Source organism: Scandinavium sp. NPDC088450, from assembly GCF_044900545.1.
Taxonomy (GTDB): domain Bacteria; phylum Pseudomonadota; class Gammaproteobacteria; order Enterobacterales; family Enterobacteriaceae; genus Scandinavium.
The window spans coordinates 148,826-169,467 of record NZ_JBJDNI010000001.1; the positions used below are offsets into that span (position 1 = coordinate 148,826).

Consider the following 20,642-nt stretch of genomic DNA (forward strand, 5'->3'; position numbering starts at 1 on the left):
TGGCAGGGAAAGTGTGAAGCGTATAAGACTCCACTGTACGACAAAACAGGCAGAGCCTGAGCTCTGCCTGCCTCATGAGTGGCTACATCGCGATATAACTCTCGTCGGCGGAAAGAGGAAGATGCAGAGCGGTCAATGCTACATCGTGGTTCACTCCATCCTGAGCAGACGAAGAGGGGGCTATCTGGTGAAGTGGGCTGGTGTTGGTCAGTTCGGGCGGGAGTGACTCTTCCGTCGTTGGGAGCAAATGCTGGCTTGATGACAGTGAGGGGTTCTGTGATTCAGCTTTGAGCTCAAACTGCCAGCTCTCTTGTGAACGATAGAGGTTTCCGCCTGGTGCGACCACGGCTACCGTGAATGTGTATTCTCCGGTTTCCGTTAGCGTATCAGGCTGCCAGTGCCACTGGCCTTTACTGTCAGTCGTTACACCTTCCCAGTAGAGTTCATGACCGTCCAACTTCACATGGATGTGCACTTCACTGTCTGGATTGGCGTAGCCTGAAACAGTCGGTTGAGTCTCATCAGTCACCTCATGCTGGGCGATGATGTGGCCTGATTTATCGGCCAGTTGCGTGATTTCACCGTTTGCCGGAGAGGTGTCAACCACAATATTCCTCACGGTTGGCGATGTAAATTCGCCTATCGGAGTGGACTCTGAGACAGAGAGGTTATGTGAACCTTCAGTCAGTGCAGTGGCAGGGGTGAATGACCAATTCCCTTCCTCGGATGCCAGCGTGCTGCCTGACAGGGTGCCATTATCATAGATGTTAACCTGAGCACCGGCATTTGCCGTTCCCTTAAGGGTTGGAGAGCTATCGTTGGTGATGTCACCCTCAGCAAGAACCCCGCTGTAATCATATTGCGGGACATCCAGAGCAACATCATCCCAGACCGAATCAAACGTAAGGCTAGCTGTGGCGGGATCGTAATAGCTGATTTCATAGTGCGTTTCTGGTCTGCTGACCATGCCGTTGGCCCCGATCAGGGCAAGTGAAAAACTGTATCTGCCGAAATCAGTAAATTCAGCGGGTTGGTACTGCCAGTTTCCTTGCTGATCCGTAGGCACATTGTCCCAATACAACTGCTTACCGTCTTTGTAGACATGCAGGTGAACTTCAGTACCGGGGTCAACATGACCGCTAATGAAGGTTTGTGCCATCAAAGTATTGCCATTGGGCTGGATGACGTCGCCATCCGGCGTGGTGACCTCGTCGATGCTGCCCTCAGCAAGGCTGCGGTCAATGGTAAAATGGAACGGTTCAGTGCGCGGTGTTTCACCTTGTGCTGGAGCGGCTGATACCGTAATGGAATGTTCACCTTCTGCAAGGGCCGGATAATTGTGCAATGACCAATAGCCGTTATCTCCGGTAAACGTTGTTCCCAAAAAACGGCCATTATCGTAAACATTAATCTTCATGCCGGCATTAGACTGGCCGTAAATGAGCGGATGGAGATCGTCTGTGATGTCTCCGTCATTGAGAGGCCCGGATGGACCGACACCCTCATCGCGATAGGTGCCATCAACACCGTCTAACGAATAGTGGAAGGGCGAAACATCACCATACTCAACCACATAATTTGTCTCTGGCCGGGAAACGTTCCCTACGCTGTCAATAATCGCGATGTTAAAGGCGTATTTACCATAACCGGGGAAGGGGTTGGGCTGATATACCCATTGCCCATCGTCATCGGCAAACGCCGTGCCGGAGTCCATCTCTCGCCCATTAGGGCCAAAGGCATGGATGTGGATTTCACTGCCTGCTGGTGCCGTACCTGAGAGCTGAGGTTTGGCATCCCCTGTCTTTGCTCCCGATTCAATGACCACGCCATCGTGATCGGTAATCGCCAGCAGATCACCTTTCGGTGGTGTCGCCATTACCGTGATTGTAAAGGGCTGGGTAGGCAGACTTTCGCCTGTAGGAGTGATCTCTGTTGCGGTTAAATGATGCACGCCATCTGTCAGCGCGGTGTAAGGCTTAAATTGCCAGTCACCTTGAGCATTGGCTACGCTTGAGCCAATAAAAGTGCCGTTGTCATACAGATTTATGGTAAAGCCCGCATTGGTGGTGCCTGCCAGCACTGGCCTGGCATCATTAGTGATGTCTCCAGTGGTCAAAGGACCGGTAAAATCATTCGGCGATTGATGAATGGCATCTGTCACTGTGTCAACTGTCAGAAACAGCAGACTGGCATCATACAAAGTGTAGGAATAGGCAGGCGTGACATAGCTGATATTACCGGTCGGATCGGAGATAGCTATTTCGTAGGTATAACTGCCAATTTCAGTGGCCGCAGGGGAAGTCCAGTGCCAGTTACCCTGCTCATCAATCTGCGCATCTGCCCAATATAAGGGCTTTCCGCCTGGACCATAAACGTGAATATGCACCGACGAATCAGGGTCTGCTTTCCCTGTTAAGGTGGGTGAAGTTTCGGAAGAAGCGCTGTTGGGACTAATACTATCGCCATGACGATCGACGACCGATATCAGTTCGCCTGATGGCGGTGTGGTATCGATGCTAAAGGTAAATAGTTCCGTTTGTTGATACTCGGTTCCCTGCCATTCGAATGCTGCGGTGATATGGTGGACACCTTCACTTAAATCTTCTGTAGGCTGAAATGACCATGCTTGGGCGTAGTTAGTATAAACACTGCCAATTAGGTGACCATTATCATAAATATTGATGTTGACATTACCTTTTGAACACGAGCCTTCAATCAGCGGCCTTGCGTCATTGGTGGTGGCATCGTTGCTGAGGACACCGTGAAAGTTATTAAATCCATTATTAACCTGATCCGTTACGGCATCGAGAGACATCGTTATAAGAGAGGGGTCAAAGTAGGTGAGTTCAAAATTCGCTAAATAGTGACCATTTTTCCCATTGGCATCTTCTGCGGAAACATGCAGCTCATAATTGCCGAAACCGCCATTGAAAAGAGGGGGCTGAAGTGTCCAGTTGCCATTAACGTCAACGGTGACAGTGTAATGGTGGTACCAAATACTCATGGGAGGCAAAATGGTCACTTCAATCTGATTCCCCGGCTCGCCGGTACCGCTGATAATCGGGGACAGATCGCGGGTAATGACACCTTCTTTGAGCTGCTGCCCATTACTGTCAATAATAGGATCTAACGAAGCGGCCGGAGAGATATTCTCAGACGCTGTGGTTTCGGAAAACAACGCCAGTACGACATTCTTTTCGTTATTTATCGCGCTCTCCTGAGCGTCATTTTTATGATCGTTTGAGCTTACAGTAATGGGTAAATTATTTCTCTTAGTCATCATAAATTCCTTTCGCAGCGTAGGGCATTTACAGAAAACGTGCAGATTTTTAAACTTACATAGATAATATATGCTCAATTTTTGGTTGGATATATATATTAATCAGGGGAACAGTGTGGTTGACATTGACTTGGTTAATAAAAACAATAACCTTTTATTTTTTGGAAGATGCTGTTCTATTTGTTTGGTGGTGGGGGATAGCTCAATAAAAAATCATTCCTTCAGAAAGAGCGAAGAACATTGTTAGTTTTAAATTTTATTAAATGAAGGCTAAATTAAATGGTAGTAATTAATTTAGGATTGATCCTATATGCCGGTGTTTTTTATAACTTAAAACGCCTTATTTAGTGTTCTTGTTTAAAATTATATTATAAAGTTTTCTTGCTCATTCCTTTCGGGGGAGGAGCGATTTAGAACAACAAGCGCAGAGCTGAGAAAATTAGTTTCTTAGCTCTTCTTGTTTTTGAAAACTTGCTCGCGATTAACCAGAGCATGATCTGTATTTTTTAAATGGAGTAGTAAATGAAAAAAGTTGTAGCAACACTGGCGATTTTGGCATCAGTAGGCTTCTTTGCTTCCGCTCAGGCTTCTCAGAATAACTGCGCTTCTCAGCGTGCGAACATTGAGGGTCAGATTCAAAACGCACAGCGTCAGGGTAACAGCCAGCAGCTGAGCCGTCTGCAATCTCAGTTGGCGCAACTGAATGCAACCTGCACTGCCAGCAATAATAACAATAACAACAATTCTGATCAGGCTCAGGCTCAGAAGAAAATTAACGATCTGCAGAAGCAAATTGCTGCGAAGCAGAAAGAAATCGGTCAAATCCAGAAAGAATTGAACGATGCTCAGGCCAAAGGGAAAGCAAGTAAGATTGCCAAGTACGAGAAAAAAATCCAGGGTAAACAGGATGACATTCGCGAACTGCAGCAAAAAATTGATCAGGTCCGCGCGGGCCTCTGATATTTGCTGATTAAATCTTAGTAATTAAAATGCCGGAGCCCGGCATTTTTTTTCGCAGCCTCGGTCAATGTATTTTATCTGTAGATTATTAATACTGTATTTTTGTTTATTTATTCCGCTGGCCACTGCGGGCATTCGTGTGCTTGTAAATAATCAGAATGAAGGAACGCTTTCGCTACCGTTTGACGGTGATAATCCATGCCTGACATCTGAGTCACTTCAGGCATGGGGCCTGAAAAGCAAGCTTATCCGCCATTTACAGTGGAATCGAGCAGGCTGTATGACGATGACCACTGCGAAGCTTTACGGTGTGCGGCTACATTGGCGTCCTGATGTCCAGACCCTGGTGCTAGAGGTCGCTGAGAAAGACATGCGGGCACAGACTGGTGGGGCTAGTCCCGATCGGTGGGACGATGGTATCAACGCCTGGTTTACCAATTACCGTTTAAATGCTAACCAGGGTCGTGCTCAATATGCCTGGGAAACCGCAGGGACGGACGGCACCCTGACGCTGAATAATGGCCTTAACTTGGGTGCATGGCGGTTAAGAAATCGAAATACTTTCTGGCGGCTACGCAGCGGCCAGACAGGGCAGTACAGCGATCATCTTTCACTTTGGCGAAGCCTGCGCGGTTTGCGTTCACAAATGACCCTCGGCTACGGCACCACGTCATCAGATCTTTTTGAGGGTATGAGCTTTCAGGGAATGGCATTGGCCAGTGATGAAGCGATGTATCCGGACATTCAGCATTCTTATCGTCCAGTGATTAATGGGTTTGCCCGAACTCAGGCGGAGGTCAGCATTCGCCAGAATGGCGAACTGTTCTACCGTATCCATGTTCGCCCTGGCCCGTTTTCCATCACCGACTTTTACCCTCAGGATAAGCAGGGAGAGCTCGAGCTAACGGTGGAAGAGAGTGACGGTACGGAACGTACGCGCACCTTACCTTACTCAACCTTGCCGAATCTGCAGCAACAAGGGGTCACGAGCTACGCGCTGGCTGCCGGACGCTATCAGCCTGAGCACGGGATCTCCAGAGAGAAAACACCGTTTTGGCAAGCCTCGTTTACGCGAGGAGTGACGGCCTCTGCCTCCGTTTTTTCCGGTATTCAACAAGGGAGCCACTACCTGGCTCAAGTCTATGGCGTGGGCGATAATCTTGGGTCCTGGGGCGCGCTTTCCGGTGATATCAGCCATGCGTTTTATTCCGTAGGGGGAAAGAAGCAAAGCGGGCAGGTGGGGCGATTGCGCTATGCCAAAGAATTTTTCGACTGGTCAACCAGCCTCAACGCGCAGTTACAGTGGTACCCGCCGGGCAGCCAGTACCGCTCACTCGAAGAGAAAGTGAATGCTGATTATGCCTTCGACCATGGCTGGGGTGACAGTACGACGCAACGGGCGTTGACGACCCATCTTGAGTTCAACATGGATATCAATGAAGACTCCACGGTGAGCCTAAGCTGGGATAGTCTCACGGCAAGGGGAAAAAGTTCTGACAGCGACTCGTTCTCGTTGAGCCTGAACGGCTCCTGGCAGGATATCGACGGGAGCGTTTATCTCAGCCATAACCACGATGAAGATCTTCCGCCTGAAATTGCGATGGGTGTGAATATCAGCATTCCGTTGAGCGGGGAAAGTTACTCCACCAATCTGGGTTATGTGGGTAACTACTCAAACCGGGAGAACAGCAGTCATGGGGTTGATCTCTACGGCTCCGCGCTGAAAGATTACAGTCTGACGTACGACGTAACCGCTCAGCATACCCAACACCAGAGTGACGGATTATCGGCAAACCTGGGTTACCTCTACAATGCCGGCGATACCCACATCAGTCTGGTACACAGCGGGAAACAGCAAGATCTTCACCTCGACACCAGCGGCAGCGTGGTGCTGGATTCTGAGGGCATAACCTTAGGACAATCGTTGAGCGACACCGTTGCGCTGGTCAGTGCCGGTGGACGCGCTGGTGTAAGTTTTTACAACCAGTACGCAACGACAACGGATCGTCAGGGCAGACTATTGGTGAATTATCTGGATCCCTGGCGTGTGAATGAAATCACCGTGAATACTTTCGATTTACCCTCGAATCTCTCATTCAGCGAAGATGCTCAGAAGGCGATACCTTCACGAGGGGCAATTATTAGACTGAATTTCCAACCGGATAAGGTCACAGCACACAAAGACCGTCAGGAGTGACGGTTTGAAAATCTATACAGAAAAGTTAATGAATTTTTAAGGCAACGCCGCTATGTTAACTCTCTCACAGTTTTGACGCGGACATCATGATGCGAGAAAAATACTCGAGCCTACAGATTGGCATTCACTGGCTGGTCTTTCTGCTGGTTATCGGCGCGTATTGCGCAATGGAATTGCGTGGATTTTTTCCACGCAGCTATCGACCGTATTTCAACATGGTCCATGTCTCCTGCGGCATTTCGATTCTGGTGCTGATGGTGGCTCGACTGCTGGTGCGGCTGAAACAGAAGTCGCCGCCGATTTTGCCTAAACCCAAGCCATGGATGACCGGCATGGCGCATTTAGGCCATCTGGTGATTTATCTGCTGTTCATTATTCTGCCGATTATCGGTCTGGTGATGATCTACAACCGTGGAAACCCGTGGATTGCCTTCGGGATAACCATGCCGCATGCGGCAGAGGCTAATTTCGATTTAGCGGACAATCTGAAGGAATATCACGTCCTGCTGGCCAATATTGGCTACTACGTGATTGGATTGCACGCCCTGGCGGCGTTGCTGCATCACTATGTCTGGAAGGACAACACGCTGCTGCGCATGATGCCGCGTAAGAAGCCGTAGGGCATTTTTTGTAGGCCGGATAAGCGTTAGCGCCATCCGGTAATTAATGCCCGGCGGCACTGCGATTGCCGGGCCTACAACACCAGCAGCGAGATCAGTTAACTCCCCGGCATCGATTTACGAATGGCACTCAACAGTGTCTGCGCACCCGTCGAAAGCGGCGTATCAACCCGCGTCAAAATACCAATCGGCTCTCCCGCCACCTGAGTGGTGACAGGCAACGCCGCCAGCGTGCCGCGCCGTAAATCATCTTTCACCGCACCAGACGGCACAAACCACACGTAGTCGAAATCTACCGTTAATTGGCGAGAGAGCGATGCGGAGAGCGTTTCAATGCAGCCTGCTGGCATTTTGCAGCCCTGGCTCAACAGCAGCGCTTCCGCATTCTGACGCGGAACCGTGCCTTTCGGCGACACCACCACCGGCCACTCCATCACTTTGCTGAGCGTGACCGTCTCCTGCAACAGTGGGTGATCAGGGCGTACCACCAGCTTCAGCGACTCCAGGAACAGCAATTCATAGTTCAGGCCGCTCATCAGTTCCGGATCGGACATCCGACCAATGCCCAAATCAATCTCTCCGGATTTCAGGCCTGCCAGCAACATGGTGTTATTCATGGTCGCCACTTGCAGGGTGATATCTTTCTGCTGTTTGTGAAATTCACCGATCACCGCAGGCAGGATGCCCAACGCCGCCGTGGGCAGCGCGCCAATTCGCACCACATCATTGCTGATGCCTTCTTTGCGATTCAGCGCTTGCCCCGCGGTATTCAGAGCATCCAGCACTTTCACCGCATGGGTCAGAAACTGCTCGCCAACCAGCGTGAGCTGAGCGCCCATACGCCCGCGATCAAAGAGGCGTGTGCCGGTAAGCTGTTCCAGTTCGTTGAGGGTTTTCGACAGCGCAGGCTGGCTGAGATTGAGCGTTTCCGCCGCGCGCCCCAGCGTTCCCTGTTGAGCGACGGCGACAAAGGTATGCAAATGGCGCAAGCGAATGCGCTGACTGAAGAGACCGTTTTTTTCCATAACCGGATGTTAAAGACAGAACAAACCGGTTTACAAGACAACTTGTTTAATTTTGATAACTTGCTAGCAAAATATTATTAACATATGAGCTGTTTGAGTGACATGTGGTTATGGAATACACAGTAAAATCCCGGCAGCCAGACGCTGCCGGAAGGGCAATCACAGGTCGAAAAAGACCGTTTCTTTGTCGCCTTGCAGATAAATATCAAAGCGATACACCACTTCGTTACCGCGCTGTTCACGCTGACCGATCAGAGTCTGGCGGCGAACTTCCCATTCAATCAGGTTTAGCACCGGGTCGCGCTGGTTTGCGTCCTGCTCATCAGAGAAATACATCCGGGTGTTCAGGCCAATATTGATGCCGCGAGCGACAATCCACAGATTGACGTGCGGAGCCATCAGGCGTCCATCACGCCCGACAACTGTGCCCGGCTTGATGGTTTCAAAGCGCCAGGTGCCAGAGTCAAAATCGGAACAGCTACGTCCCCAGCCGCGAAAATCCTGGTCGAGCTTTTTCTCTTCCTGTTGATCCGCCGGATGGTTGTAGCGTCCGTTGGCGTTAGCCTGCCAGATTTCCAGCAGCACATCGCGCACCGGGGTGCCTGAACCGTCAAAAACGCGCCCCTCAAGGGTGATTCGCTCACCTTCGGTGTGGCTGTTTACCAGAATCGGGCCGAAGTTTTTCTCGAAAATGTGAAAGCCCGCCGCTTCCGGAGCGAGGCCAATATGGACATAGGGCCCGGCCGTTTGCGAGGCGGTTTCCGCTAAATAGTCTTTCATCGTGCAGCTCCCTGTGTGCGGTTTTCAAACAGCGTGGCGCGATGGCCGCGCAGCACCAAATCAAAACGGTACGCCAGGCAATCCAGCGGCACGGCGGCATGGGTGTCCAGCTCGGCAATCAGGGTACGGATGGCGTCGTCATTATTGATGGTTTTGACGATAGGACATTGCCTGATCAGCGGGTCGCCTTCGAAATACATCTGGGTAATTAAGCGTTGAGCGAAAGCCTCACCGGAAAGCGAGAAATGAATGTGCGAAGGCCGCCAGTCACTGGCCTGATTACGCCACGGATAAGGGCCGGGCTTAATCGTGCGGAAGAAGTAGTAGCCGTTTTCATCGGTCAGCACTCGCCCGCAGCCGCCAAAATTGGGGTCGATAGGGGCGAGATACTGGTCTTTCTTATGGCGATAACGCCCGCCAGCGTTGGCTTGCCACACTTCGACCAGGGTGTTTTTCATGGGGCGGCCAAAGCCGTCACGCACGTAGCCATGGACGATAATACGTTCGCCAATCGGCAAGCCTTCTTTGGCGTAATTCATGATCAGGTCGTTGTCTAACGGGCCTAAATCGGCACTGCTGAACACCGGGCCGGTAATTTCAGACAACGAGTTTTGCAGCGAAATAAGGGCATTGCGTGGCGAGCGAAGAACGCTGGTTTTATAGCCTGGTGCGAAAGCGGGCGGGTGGTTGTTGTAGTCGCGATGCACCACTTCGCGTGGTGTCCATTTTTCGGTCATAGGGCGCTCCGGGTAAGAGGGTGTTGTTGTTATGTATTGGCGTTATGCCGGATTGACCCCTGGCAGTGTGTGTAATCACATTGTTAATTTAAAGTGAATTTATACGGTTTTTTCCATAACAACAGGTTATTGTCTGCACAAAAAGAGGGGGGAATCGCAGAGGTTATCCGCGATCACACTTCAGAAATTCTTCCTCCCGACGCCAAATGGCTTATGTACACTCCAGGTAATATTCACTGGAGACATGACATCATGGCGAACACCATCACGGCTGATGAGATTCGGGAAAACTTTTCGCAGGCTATGTCAGCGATGTACCAGCAGGAAGTTCCGCAGTACGGCACGCTGCTGGAACTGGTGGCGGACGTGAACCTGGCCGTCCTGGAGCATAATCCTCATTTACATGAACAACTGGCGAACGCCGATGAGCTGTCGCGGCTTAACGTTGAGCGTCATGGCGCAATCCGCGTGGGCACAGCCGAAGAGCTGAACACGCTGCGCCGAATGTTTGCGATTATGGGGATGTACCCCGTCAGCTACTACGATCTCTCTCAGGCCGGCGTGCCGGTGCATTCCACCGCGTTTCGTCCGGTGGAAGATGCCGCGCTGGCTCGCAATCCTTTCCGCGTGTTCACTTCACTGCTGCGTCTGGAATTGATTGAAAACGTTGAACTGCGCGAGAAAGCCGCGGCGATTCTGGCGAAACGCGAAATTTTCACCCCTCGTTGTCTGGATCTCATCGCGCAACACGAAGTGCAGGGCGATTTGAGCGAGGCGGAGGGCAAAGAATTTGTTAAGGAAGCGCTGGAAACGTTCCGCTGGCACAGCCATGCCACGGTCGATCAGGAAACTTATCAGGCGCTGCATAATGAACACCGGCTGATTGCGGATGTGGTGTGCTTCCCCGGTTGCCACATCAATCACCTGACGCCGCGCACGCTGGATATCGACCGTGTGCAGCAACTGATGCCGGAATACGGCATTGAGCCGAAAATCCTGATTGAGGGCCCACCGCGCCGCGAAGTGCCGATTCTGCTGCGTCAAACCAGTTTCAAAGCTTTGGAAGAGCCGGTGTTGTTTGCAGGCGAACACCGCGGCACGCACTCGGCGCGCTTTGGTGAAATTGAACAGCGCGGTGTGGCGCTGACCCCCAAAGGGCGCGCACTTTATGACTCTTTGTTGACAGAAGCGGGCACTGGCAAAGACAACCTCAGCCATCAGCACCATCTTGCTGAAATGTTTAAGGCTTTCCCGGACAGCGAGATGTTTTTGCGCCGTCAGGAATTGGCCTATTTCCGCTATCGTCTGACGCCAGCCGGAGAAGCCCATCGCCAGGCGTTTCGTCCGGGCGATGATCCGCAGCCACTGATTGAACGCGGCTGGCTGGTTGCGCAGCCCATCACCTACGAAGATTTTCTGCCGGTCAGCGCAGCGGGCATTTTCCAGTCTAATCTGGGGAATGAAACGCAGGCGCGTAGCCACGGAAATTCCAGTAAAACCACCTTCGAAGCCGCGCTGGGCTGCGAGGTGCTGGACGAATTCCAGCTTTACCAGGCCGCAGAGGAACGCAGCAAACGCCGTTGCGGGTTACTGTAAAACCTGAATACACTGGGAGTCTTGCAGAGAAAGGATCGCACGTATGCAAACTCCCGCTTTACCGTTAGTCCATACCCGGCAGGGCGACCTGCTGGGCATGTTTGAAGACGACGTTCATCTCTGGCGAGGGATCCCCTTCGCCGCTCCTCCCGTTGGTTCGCTTCGTTGGCGTTCGCCTCAGCCAGTTATTCCCTGGCAGGGCGTGCGTGAGGCGCATCAGTTTTCCCCATCAAGTTGGCAGGATATCAACTCTTGCCGTGAACTTGGCGGGGGCGATCCGGGTGCCTTTTCCGAAGATTGTCTCTATCTGAATGTCTGGGCTCCGGCGCAGCGTACGCAGCCATTGCCCGTGATGGTCTGGCTGCACGGCGGCGGGTTTGCCATTGGGGCGGGAAGCCTTCCTCCTTATGACGGAAAAGCGCTGGCAAAACGGGATGCAGTGGTAGTCACGGTCAATTACCGACTAGGGCATTTGGGGTTCTTTGCTCATCCTGCTTTGAAAGGGGAAGAAGATGAGCGGGTGTGCAATTTTGCGCTACTGGATCAGATTGCCGCACTGAAGTGGGTGCAGGAAAACATCGCAGCCTTTGGTGGTGATGGTGACAACGTCACTTTGTTTGGCGAGTCTGCAGGCGCGCGCAGCGTGATGTCGCTGATGGTTTCACCCAAAGCAAAAGGGTTGTTTCATAAAGCCATTATTCAAAGCAGCTACACGCTGCCCGATCAGACGCTCGAACACGCTGAGGCAAAAAGCCAGGCGATTGCCCGCCATTTTGACCTGCACAACGCGACGGCAGAACAGTTACGGGCGATCCCGGCTGAAAGCCTGTGGCCGCTTGACGGCGAACTGAAGCAAGGGCCAGTGCCGATCTGCGGGGATGCCGTTTTACCGCAGCCGATGCTGGACATGTTCTTCGCCGCTCGCCAGCATCCGATGCCGGTGATGGTGGGATCAAACAGCGATGAAGCGAGCGTGATGGCGGTGTTTGGTGTCGATTTAGCGGGGCAAATTCAAAAATTGCGCCGCGAACGGCGGTTGGGATTAGGGCTGATTAAATTGCTTTATCCAGGCGTGAAAGACGATGTGGAGTTAGGCCGACAGGTGTGTCGAGACATGGCGTTTACCACGCTTGGCTATCTGGTGATGCAGGCGCAGCAGCGTGTCGGGCAGCCATGCTGGCGCTACTGGTTCGACTATGTGGCGCAGGCCGAGCACGACACTTATGCCCATGGAACCTGGCACGGCAATGAAGTGCCTTACGTCTTTGATACCCTGACGCTGGCAGAACCGGCACGGCAGTATGTCAATCAACATGATTGCGCGTTCTCCGCACAGGTGGCGGATTACTGGGTTAATTTCGCCCGCCACGCCAGTATCACCTGTGACACTTTACATGGCCCGCTTCGCTGGCCAGCGTCAATAAAAGGGCGTGACAGGCTGTTACGTATCGGGCTGAACAAACACGCGGGCTTTAAAGTCGAAAACCGGTTTATGCGTGCGCGGCTGGCGCTGTTTCGCCGGGTAATGCGTCATCACGTGACGCTGGATTGAGCAGCCCGTCGCGGAACTGCATCAAGCCGGAAGCTTTTGCCGACCCTTCGCGAACCACCAGTCGGTAACTGGCTCCGGTTTTCACGCTGAGCGCGTAAGGCCGCACGAGCCTGCCGCTCAGCAAATCTTCCTGCACCAGCGTTTCGTCAGCAATCGCGACACCAAAGCCCTGAATCGCTGCTGTGATGGCTAAATCCATGGTGTCGAAGTGCTGATTCTTTTGCATAGCAGACGGTAATGGCGTGGTGAATTGCGCCAGCCATATCGACCAGTCTGTTTTGTCACGCGTGGGGTGTAAAAATGTCATGCCTGAAAACTGAGCATTCTCCGCCAGACGATGGCTGACGACCGGGGTCAGCGCTTCTTCGAAAAGCAGATCGCCTGCATTCAGGTGTGAGCCAAACACAATCGCCGCATCGAACGGTTCCGTCTTAAAGTTGACCGAATGCTCGGTGGTGGTGGTGAGCGCAATCTGCATCTCCGGAAAACGCTGTTCAATCTCCACCAGTTTTGGCACCAGCCAGCGCATGGCGCAGGTGGGCGCTTTCAGACGAACCACGGTCTGTTGCTGGCGAGCCTGTTCGGCCACCATCACCATTTGATGAAACGAGCTCATCAGTTCCGGATAAAGCGCACTGCCCTGCGGAGACAGGCGTAAGCCTCGCGCTAGCCGTTCAAACAGCGGAAAGCCAAACCAGGCTTCCAGGGTGGCAATCTTGCGACTCACAGCGCCTTGAGTCAGGCACAACTCTTTAGCCGCATGCGTCAGATTGAGGTGACGCGCGGTAACGAGGAACGTTTCGATAGCGTTCAGGGGTAACTGGCTACGTGGCATGCAGACTCCAGCTATGCAATTTGCTCATGGCGAGTATGACATTGCCTCACTGCCCGAAAAATGGCAATCGCCGCCGGGTCCGCGAAGGTAGGGCTGATACTGCTCTGGCGATGTTTTCACCGATTTCTGCACACACCGTCAACCCCTGAACGAAGGGCCGATCGTGCAGTAAATACGGCAGTGCACCGCAGGCAATTTTTCCGCGCACGAAAGGCGGTTCAAGCAAGGTGTAATCGTCGGCGACATCGGGAAAGTCATCGCCTGTTTCAGCCAGTTGCTGGCGCAATGCCGGAAAGGGCAGATCGCGAATTTTCAGCGGCCTTTGGCCTCTGGCATCAATAAACGTGGCAAATTCAAAGCGCTCATCTCCAGCGATAATCACCGTTTTCTTGTCTCCGATATTCAGGGTGTAATCCTGTCCTAGTGCGTGAATGCTCAGAATTCCTGCGTCGCGAAGTGCGAGCAGACGACGAATGGATTCCGAGGGAATGGCGGTGTAGTTATCGATAAACACGCGAGCAAGCCCGTTGCTGAACCGCTCCCTGTCATGCTCGCTGAGATGAGGCACGATATCCTCTACAGGCTCATGCAAACGTAAAAGGGCGTAGCGCCACGCCACGGTGTGTTTGTCACGCTTATTCCGTTCGACTTCTTCAAGGTTTTTAGCCGCCCAATGAAACGGGCAGTGCTGCTGACGATCAGCAAACCAGGCTTCGGAAAAGGTGTCAGCGTTGAGGGTTTGCAGTGAGATGTGCTTGCTCCAGTGCGGGTCCACGAGCTCAATTTCCTTCACGATTAAGGCGAAAACGCGATCGAGCAAACCGTCTTGCCCGGCTGCAATTTCGCGCTCAATCGCTTGTTCAGTCACGATTTGCAAAGGCTCGTAGGGCAAAGGGCAGTAGAAATCAGCCTCGGGCAAAATTCCGGAACGCGACAACAGCGCAATTTTCAGCGCATCGCTGTCCTTATCAAGGCGAAAAGCCAGCCCGTCGCTGCCGGTTTCGACAAACTCGCCGTGCTGTGCCACGACAGCCATTGCGGCATCAATCGCGCTAAGCGATACGCCCATGATGCCGACCTTTCCGGCATCAACGTGTGCTTCAAGCAAGCCTGACCACGGGCTTGGAAAGTAACCGCGTGTAGCCTGCTCATCGTCAGGCCAGACGTGACCTGTTGCCAGTACCACCAGGTCGAAGACTTCGGGCTTTGAAGCGCCTGCCCAAAGTTTCACGCCTTCGTTACTGACCACCAGATCCGTTACTTCGCTGGATTCGTGCACGGTTATCTGGAAACCCCGCTGCCGGGCTTGTTCTGTCAGCTGCAAAAACTGGCTGCGGTAATACTCACCAAGCAAAATACGCGGCAAAAATTGCCGTTCATGCAGGCTGGCGTGCTGCACGCCGTAGTGCGCCAGATGAAGTGGATCTTGCTGTTTCAGCCAGTCGAGATAGGTCGAAAACAGCGGGGGGATTTCAATGCTCGCAATGTTGGCCAGCATCAGTCGCGAATTGTCTTCCTGAGCATAAGGCATGCCAACGCCGGCTTCGTCTGCCTGTTCATAGAGGGTGATCGCGGCGGCATTCTGGTTTTCAACCATCGAATAAAGGGTGTAAATCCCGGTAGGGCCGGTGCCAACAATGGCAATGTTTTTCATAGTAGTGACCTGTCATGACCTGCATCAAGTGTAGTACAGGAAGCCATGCATTTTTCTCATGGCTAATATGACAACAATTCGATTGTCGTTTTGCTGGGCTTTCGATTGAATAGTTATGCACATATTTTGAGAAAGGATTAGCAATGACTCTGCGCTCTTCGGTGAAAACCCGCACCAAACTGCCCGACGTAGGCACGACTATCTTTACCGTTATCGGCCAGCTTTCCTCTCAACACAATGCGATTAATCTTTCCCAGGGCGCGCCGAACTTTCCGTGTGATCCACGCTTAGTGGCTGGCGTCACGCGTGCCATGGAAGAGGGGCATAATCAGTATGCGCCCATGACAGGATTGCGCCCGCTGAAAGAGCGCATCGCCGATAAAATTGCCGATTTGTACGGCACGCGTTACGACGTGGACAGCGAAGTGCTGATTACCGCCAGCGCCAGTGAAGGGCTTTATTCAGCGATAAGCGGCCTGGTGCATCCTGGCGATGAGGTTATTTACTTCGAACCGTCATTCGACAGCTACGCGCCGATTGTCCGTTTGCAGGGCGCAAAGCCCGTTGCGATCAAGCTGACGGTGCCGGATTTCCAGGTGAACTGGGATGAAGTGCGTGCGGCGATTACGCCACGCACAAGAATGATCATCGTGAATACGCCGCATAACCCAAGCGGCATGGTTTTTAGCGCAGACGATCTGCAACAACTGGCGAACCTGACCCGCAATACCGACATCGTCATTCTTTCCGATGAAGTGTATGAGCATGTGGTGTTCGACGGTGAACCGCATCACGGCATGGCGACGCATCCGCAACTGGCAGAGCGCAGCGTGATAATCTCCTCCTTTGGCAAAACGTACCATGTGACCGGCTGGCGTGTCGGGTACTGCGTCGCGCCGGCTGAGTTGATGGATGAAATCTGCAAAGTGCATCAATTTTTGATGTTCTCTGCCGATACTCCGATGCAGCACGCGTTTGCTGAGCACATGAACGACCCGCAAACCTGGTTGTCGCTGGCGGCGTTTTACCAGCGCAAACGCGACTTGCTGCAAACGCTGCTGGCTGAATCACCGTTCAGGCTGCTGCCAAGCCGCGGCTCCTTCTTCCTGCTGGCGGATTACAGCCATTTCAGTGATGAAAGCGACAGCGAGATGGTCAAACGGCTTATCGTCGATCATGGCGTCGCCACGATCCCGTTGTCGGCGTTTTATACCGACGGCACGGACAATAAAATTATTCGTCTCTCCTTTGCGAAGGATGAGGCCACATTACGGGCAGGCGCTGCGGCCCTGTGTCAGGTAAAACCACGTTAAGGGGCGTTGGCGATGAAAGGTAAAGCACTGATTCTGGGCATGGGCCTGTTCTGCTCACTCTCTTCTTTTGCGGCGGGTACACTCCGTTTTGGCGTAGAAGCAGAATATCCCCCGTTTGAGAGCCGCAATTCCGCCGGTGAATTGCAAGGATTTGATATCGATTTAGGCAATGCGATTTGCCAGGCTGCACAGCTGAAATGCAGCTGGGTGGAAAGCTCCTTTGATTCCCTGATCCCCGGCCTGGTGGCGAAAAAATTCGATGCCATTAACTCGGCGATGAACATCACCGAGCAGCGCCGCAAGAGCATCGATTTCACTCAGCCGATTTACCGTATTCCTTCGCAGTTAGTCGGTAAAGAAGGCAGCGGAATGCAGGCGACGCCGGAAGGGTTGCAGGGCAAAACGATTGGCGTGCTGCAAGGCTCAATTCAGGAAACCTATGCCAAAGAACACTGGGAAAAACACGGCGTAACGGTGGTGTCCTACAAAGACCAGAACATGGCGTGGGCTGACTTACTGAATGGGCGTATTGATGCCTCGCTGGTGATGTCTGCCGCCGGGCAGGCTGGTTTCCTCAGCAAACCGCAGGGCAAAGGGTTTGGCTTTATTGGTAAGCCCGTCGCCGATGACACCATTCTCGGCAGCGGCATTGGTTTCGGCCTGCGTAAAGACGATGAGACCAACAAAAAACAACTCGACGCCGCCATCGACAAAGTTCGCGCCGATGGCACCATCACAAAGCTTGCGGCGAAATACTTCCCCGGTATCGACGTCAGCGTAAAATAACAACGAGTGCTGCTTTGGCCCCGGAGATGATGTCGTCGTCCGGGGCTTTTTTGTTGCTGCTGATTGAGCAGGATTTACGCACTTTTACACCCGGAATCAGTCACTTCTGATCGTAATAATTTATTTTCCGGTTTGTTCGGAATTTGTACCACCAACAATTGGATTATCCGCCGTTTTTGTCTAGAGTGGGCGCATCTTAGCGAAGTCGATCATCATAGAAGGACGCTGACTCAGGCATGAACCGCAGACACTTTATCAAATCCTCAATGGCTGTAGCCGCGGTGAGCGCTACATCCGGACTCGCCACTCTCTTTTCGAAAGCCGCGATGGCCGACGACTCGGCGATTGCCGATGGTCAGACCCGCCGTTTTGATTACTCCGTCCTGCAATCCATGGCGCATGATTTATCCCGCCAGCCTTGGGGCGGTGCCCCAAAAGATCTGCCAAAAACCCTGGCAGAGTTGACGCCGCAGGCTTACAACGCCATTCAGTACGATGCGTCGCAGTCGCTGTGGAATAACATTCCCGATCGTCAGCTCGATATTCAGTTTTTCCACGTGGGCATGGGCTTCCGTCGTCGCGTGCGCATGTTCTCTCTGGACTCCGCTTCACAGCAGGCGCGTGAAATTCATTTCCGCCCGGAGCTGTTTAAATACAACGACGCGGGCGTCGATACCAAACAGCTGGAAGGCCAGACCGATCTCGGCTTCGCAGGCTTCCGCGCGTTTAAAGCGCCAGAACTGGCACGCCGCGATATCGTCTCTTTCCTCGGCGCAAGCTACTTCCGCGCAGTAGACAGCACGTATCAGTACGGTTTGTCCGCGCGTGGTTTGGCCGTGGACACCTTCACCGACACCCCAGAAGAGTTCCCGGACTTCACCTCGTTCTGGTTTGAAACTGTCAAACCGGGCGCAACGGTGTTTACCGTTTATGCCTTGCTGGACAGCCGCAGCGTGACCGGCGCGTATAAATTCACCATCAACTGCCAGGAAACGCAGGTGATCATGGATGTGGAAAATCACATCTACGCCCGCGAGGACATCAAGCAGTTGGGCATCGCGCCAATGACCAGCATGTTCAGCTGTGGCAACAATGAACGCCGCATGTGCGACACCATTCACCCGCAAATCCACGACTCTGATCGCCTGGCGATGTGGCGTGGGAACGGGGAGTGGGTCTGCCGTCCGCTGAACAACCCGCAAAAGCTGCAGTTCAACGCTTTCCAGGATAAAAACCCACGCGGGTTCGGCCTGCTGCAACTGGACCGCGATTTCAGCCACTATCAGGACGTGATGGGCTGGTACAACAAACGCCCAAGCCTGTGGGTTGAGCCGCGTAACCAGTGGGGTGAAGGGGCGGTGTCGCTGATGGAAATCCCGACAACGGGTGAAACGCTGGATAACATCGTCTGCTTCTGGGAACCGAAGAAAGCGGTGAAAGCGGGCGATCAGCTCGACTTTAAATATCGTCTGTATTGGGCCGCACAGCCGCCAGTACGTTCGCCATTGGCGCGCGTGATGGCAACCCGTACCGGTATGGGTGGCTTCCCTGAAGGTTGGGCACCGGGCGAGCATTACCCAGAAAAATGGGCACGTCGTTTTGCTATCGATTTCGTGGGCGGTGATCTGAAGGCCGCTGCACCGAAAGGTATCGAGCCGGTTATCACGCTTTCTAACGGCGAAGCGAAGCAGGTTGAAATCCTGTACGTTGAACCGTTTGACGGCTACCGCATCCTGTTTGACTGGTACCCGACCAATGACTCCACCGATCCGGTGGAAATGCGCATGTTCCTGCGCTGCCAGGGCGATGCGATCAGCGAAACCTGGCTGTATCAGTACTTCCCACCAGCGCCGGATAAACGTAATTACGTTGATGACCGCGTGATGAAATAAGCCGGTATCGCCGGGTGGCGCTGCGCTAACCCGGCCTACGTGAGTCACAGGTTGGCGGAAAATCGTAGGCCGGATAAGCGTTAGCGCCATCCGGCAATCTTCGTTACAAATATCGTGTCGCCAGCTTCGGTGACTGACCGCCAAAAGCCTGCAACGCCACCTTTGCCGGCTACCCCAAAGGCCCGCCGACAATGGTTTCGCGCATGCCTGCCAGAATGCGGTCCCCGGTTTCGTGATACAGCTCGTCATACCACGCTTTGGTTTCGTGCATGTCCTTGCCGTGGGTGACATCGCAGCGCTTGCGAGCTTTAAGTACCAGATCTTTCACTCGCCAGGCGCGTTTTTCCTGATAGCGAAGCAGGGCGTCTTCAATGCCAAGAGAATGCGTCTGTAAGGTCATTGCCAGCACGACGGCATCTTCCATTGCGGCACAGCCGCCCTGACCGATATCCGGCGTGGTGCTGTGTCCCGCATCTCCCAGTAAGGCCACTCGGCCACGAACCAAGGTTTCCAGTGGTTCGATATCGTGAATTTCAATTCGGTTGGTGGTCTGGGGATCAATCTGGGCGATCAGCGTTTGTACCGGTTCTGCCCAACCGCTGAAATAGCGCTGCAAATCGTCTTTCAGGGTGGTGCGATCTTCCGCCAGACCTTTGGGCAGCGGAACATCGAAGAAGAAGTAAAAGCGGTTCCCGGCGACGGGCATCAGCGAGACGCGCTTTCCTTCGCCAACCCAGGTTGTCCACTGATTGGCTGGCGCTAAGGACTCATCGATAGTCACCAGACCATTCCAGTTTACATATCCGGCATACCGGCGCTCCGTCTGATAGCCCAACACCCAGGAGCGCACGGCGGAGTGCGTGCCGTCGGCGGCGATGAGCAAGTCGGCTTCGGCTGTGTGTCCGTCTTCAAACGTTGCGCGAACGCCATCGGCGAAAGACTCCACGCTGACCACGCGCTGTCCGAAGCGAACGGCTTCGCGCCCGTAAGTGTCCAGCAACATCTCCTGTAACCCTGCGCGAGCGACTGGCCAGGGTCGTTCGCCCACACTTTGAATCAACGGGTCGAGGCTAAAGCGGGTCATGGTCTTGTTATGACGGAAATCGCGGTAGGACATGAACTCCATCGGCCCCCCTAAATTTCGCAGTTGCTCTTTCATGCCCAGCCAGTTCAGGCACTTAACCCCGTTTGGCCAGATTGAAATGGCCGCCCCAACCGGTTTAATCTCTTTTACAGCCTCATAAACTTCGGTCTGGATGCCGCACTGCTTCAGGGCGATAGCCGCAGAGAGGCCACCAATGCCACCACCAATCACGATTGCTTTCATCATCACTCTCCTTTGGGTTACAAAGGAGTCAAGCAAGATGCATACCAACGCCCACACGGCGTATTTAAGCCATTCGGGTATCAGGGGA

The 20,642-nt window shown here is 53.2% G+C and carries 15 protein-coding genes; 8 read left to right on the top strand and 7 right to left on the bottom strand.

Going from position 1 to position 20,642, the window contains the following annotated elements; translation table 11 throughout:
- Positions 1-82: 82 nt before the first annotated feature.
- On the bottom strand, positions 83-3,283 hold the full coding sequence (locus tag ACI2I2_RS00695; RefSeq protein WP_404656125.1) for an Ig-like domain-containing protein: 3,201 nt from the start codon (positions 3,281-3,283) through the stop codon (positions 83-85).
- 519 nt (positions 3,284-3,802) lie between these two features.
- On the opposite strand from ACI2I2_RS00695, the gene ACI2I2_RS00700 reads away from it, so the two are divergent.
- The 3 genes from ACI2I2_RS00700 (at position 3,803) to cybB (ending at position 7,057) form a co-directional block, all read left to right on the top strand.
- Positions 3,803-4,240: a DUF1090 family protein gene (locus ACI2I2_RS00700; RefSeq protein ID WP_404656126.1), complete on the top strand. Its 438-nt coding sequence runs from the start codon at positions 3,803-3,805 to the stop codon at positions 4,238-4,240.
- A gap of 67 nt (positions 4,241-4,307) precedes the next feature.
- Positions 4,308-6,437: a fimbria/pilus outer membrane usher protein gene (locus ACI2I2_RS00705; protein ID WP_404656127.1), complete on the top strand. Its 2,130-nt coding sequence runs from the start codon at positions 4,308-4,310 to the stop codon at positions 6,435-6,437.
- Between the two features lie 89 nt (positions 6,438-6,526).
- A complete protein-coding gene (cybB, locus tag ACI2I2_RS00710; protein WP_404656471.1) occupies positions 6,527-7,057 on the top strand; it encodes a cytochrome b561 in 531 nt (176 codons plus the stop codon).
- Positions 7,058-7,155: 98 nt separating this feature from the next.
- On the opposite strand, the gene ACI2I2_RS00715 is transcribed toward cybB, so the two are convergent.
- The 3 genes from ACI2I2_RS00715 to pcaH all read right to left on the bottom strand — a co-directional run bounded on the left by ACI2I2_RS00715 (position 7,156) and on the right by pcaH (position 9,599).
- Positions 7,156-8,082: a LysR substrate-binding domain-containing protein gene (locus ACI2I2_RS00715; protein ID WP_404656128.1), complete on the bottom strand. Its 927-nt coding sequence runs from the start codon at positions 8,080-8,082 to the stop codon at positions 7,156-7,158.
- Positions 8,083-8,241: 159 nt separating this feature from the next.
- Complete coding sequence (pcaG, locus tag ACI2I2_RS00720) at positions 8,242-8,862, bottom strand: protocatechuate 3,4-dioxygenase subunit alpha (protein ID WP_404656129.1); 621 nt, start codon at positions 8,860-8,862, stop codon at positions 8,242-8,244.
- A complete protein-coding gene (gene pcaH / locus ACI2I2_RS00725; RefSeq protein ID WP_404656130.1) occupies positions 8,859-9,599 on the bottom strand; it encodes a protocatechuate 3,4-dioxygenase subunit beta in 741 nt (246 codons plus the stop codon). The genes pcaG and pcaH overlap by 4 nt, the downstream gene beginning before the upstream one ends.
- Before the next feature lie 252 nt (positions 9,600-9,851).
- Here pcaH and ACI2I2_RS00730 point away from each other — a divergent pair, with 252 nt between their 5' ends.
- Positions 9,852-11,195: a VOC family protein gene (locus ACI2I2_RS00730; protein ID WP_404656131.1), complete on the top strand. Its 1,344-nt coding sequence runs from the start codon at positions 9,852-9,854 to the stop codon at positions 11,193-11,195.
- A 43-nt stretch (positions 11,196-11,238) separates the two neighbouring features.
- Positions 11,239-12,747, top strand: coding sequence for a carboxylesterase/lipase family protein (locus ACI2I2_RS00735; protein WP_404656132.1), 1,509 nt, complete (start codon positions 11,239-11,241; stop codon positions 12,745-12,747).
- Here the strand turns inward: ACI2I2_RS00735 and ACI2I2_RS00740 are convergent.
- Both ACI2I2_RS00740 and ACI2I2_RS00745 read right to left on the bottom strand, forming a co-directional pair.
- Positions 12,686-13,582, bottom strand: coding sequence for a LysR family transcriptional regulator (locus ACI2I2_RS00740; RefSeq protein WP_404656133.1), 897 nt, complete (start codon positions 13,580-13,582; stop codon positions 12,686-12,688). The two genes, ACI2I2_RS00735 and ACI2I2_RS00740, sit on opposite strands and share 62 nt — an antisense overlap.
- Before the next feature lie 46 nt (positions 13,583-13,628).
- Complete coding sequence (locus ACI2I2_RS00745) at positions 13,629-15,236, bottom strand: FAD-NAD(P)-binding protein (RefSeq protein ID WP_404656134.1); 1,608 nt, start codon at positions 15,234-15,236, stop codon at positions 13,629-13,631.
- 143 nt (positions 15,237-15,379) lie between these two features.
- On the opposite strand from ACI2I2_RS00745, the gene ACI2I2_RS00750 reads away from it, so the two are divergent.
- The 3 genes from ACI2I2_RS00750 (at position 15,380) to ACI2I2_RS00760 (ending at position 19,227) form a co-directional block, all read left to right on the top strand.
- Positions 15,380-16,549, top strand: a complete 1,170-nt coding sequence (locus tag ACI2I2_RS00750) for a pyridoxal phosphate-dependent aminotransferase (RefSeq protein WP_404656135.1) — start codon at positions 15,380-15,382, stop codon at positions 16,547-16,549.
- A 12-nt stretch (positions 16,550-16,561) separates the two neighbouring features.
- Positions 16,562-17,335, top strand: coding sequence for an ABC transporter substrate-binding protein (locus tag ACI2I2_RS00755; protein ID WP_404656136.1), 774 nt, complete (start codon positions 16,562-16,564; stop codon positions 17,333-17,335).
- A gap of 236 nt (positions 17,336-17,571) precedes the next feature.
- A complete protein-coding gene (locus ACI2I2_RS00760; protein WP_404656137.1) occupies positions 17,572-19,227 on the top strand; it encodes a glucan biosynthesis protein D in 1,656 nt (551 codons plus the stop codon).
- Between the two features lie 169 nt (positions 19,228-19,396).
- Here ACI2I2_RS00760 and hpxO read toward each other — a convergent pair whose 3' ends face one another.
- Complete coding sequence (gene hpxO, locus ACI2I2_RS00765; RefSeq protein ID WP_404656472.1) at positions 19,397-20,554, bottom strand: FAD-dependent urate hydroxylase HpxO; 1,158 nt, start codon at positions 20,552-20,554, stop codon at positions 19,397-19,399.
- Between the last annotated feature and the right edge of the window lie 88 nt (positions 20,555-20,642).

Bases quoted from the DNA above. Each gene is read 5' to 3' on its own strand.
- ACI2I2_RS00755 (WP_404656136.1), top strand. From the start codon at position 16,562: ATGAAAGGTAAAGCACTGATTCTGGGCATGGGCCTGTTCTGCTCACTC.
- pcaH (WP_404656130.1), bottom strand. From the start codon at position 9,599: ATGACCGAAAAATGGACACCACGCGAAGTGGTGCATCGCGACTACAAC.
- ACI2I2_RS00705 (WP_404656127.1), top strand. From the start codon at position 4,308: ATGTATTTTATCTGTAGATTATTAATACTGTATTTTTGTTTATTTATT.
- ACI2I2_RS00760 (WP_404656137.1), top strand. From the start codon at position 17,572: ATGAACCGCAGACACTTTATCAAATCCTCAATGGCTGTAGCCGCGGTG.
- pcaG (WP_404656129.1), bottom strand. From the start codon at position 8,862: ATGAAAGACTATTTAGCGGAAACCGCCTCGCAAACGGCCGGGCCCTAT.
- ACI2I2_RS00695 (WP_404656125.1), bottom strand. From the start codon at position 3,283: ATGATGACTAAGAGAAATAATTTACCCATTACTGTAAGCTCAAACGAT.
- ACI2I2_RS00735 (WP_404656132.1), top strand. From the start codon at position 11,239: ATGCAAACTCCCGCTTTACCGTTAGTCCATACCCGGCAGGGCGACCTG.
- ACI2I2_RS00750 (WP_404656135.1), top strand. From the start codon at position 15,380: ATGACTCTGCGCTCTTCGGTGAAAACCCGCACCAAACTGCCCGACGTA.
- ACI2I2_RS00730 (WP_404656131.1), top strand. From the start codon at position 9,852: ATGGCGAACACCATCACGGCTGATGAGATTCGGGAAAACTTTTCGCAG.
- ACI2I2_RS00745 (WP_404656134.1), bottom strand. From the start codon at position 15,236: ATGAAAAACATTGCCATTGTTGGCACCGGCCCTACCGGGATTTACACC.
- ACI2I2_RS00715 (WP_404656128.1), bottom strand. From the start codon at position 8,082: ATGGAAAAAAACGGTCTCTTCAGTCAGCGCATTCGCTTGCGCCATTTG.
- hpxO (WP_404656472.1), bottom strand. From the start codon at position 20,554: ATGAAAGCAATCGTGATTGGTGGTGGCATTGGTGGCCTCTCTGCGGCT.
- ACI2I2_RS00740 (WP_404656133.1), bottom strand. From the start codon at position 13,582: ATGCCACGTAGCCAGTTACCCCTGAACGCTATCGAAACGTTCCTCGTT.
- cybB (WP_404656471.1), top strand. From the start codon at position 6,527: ATGCGAGAAAAATACTCGAGCCTACAGATTGGCATTCACTGGCTGGTC.
- ACI2I2_RS00700 (WP_404656126.1), top strand. From the start codon at position 3,803: ATGAAAAAAGTTGTAGCAACACTGGCGATTTTGGCATCAGTAGGCTTC.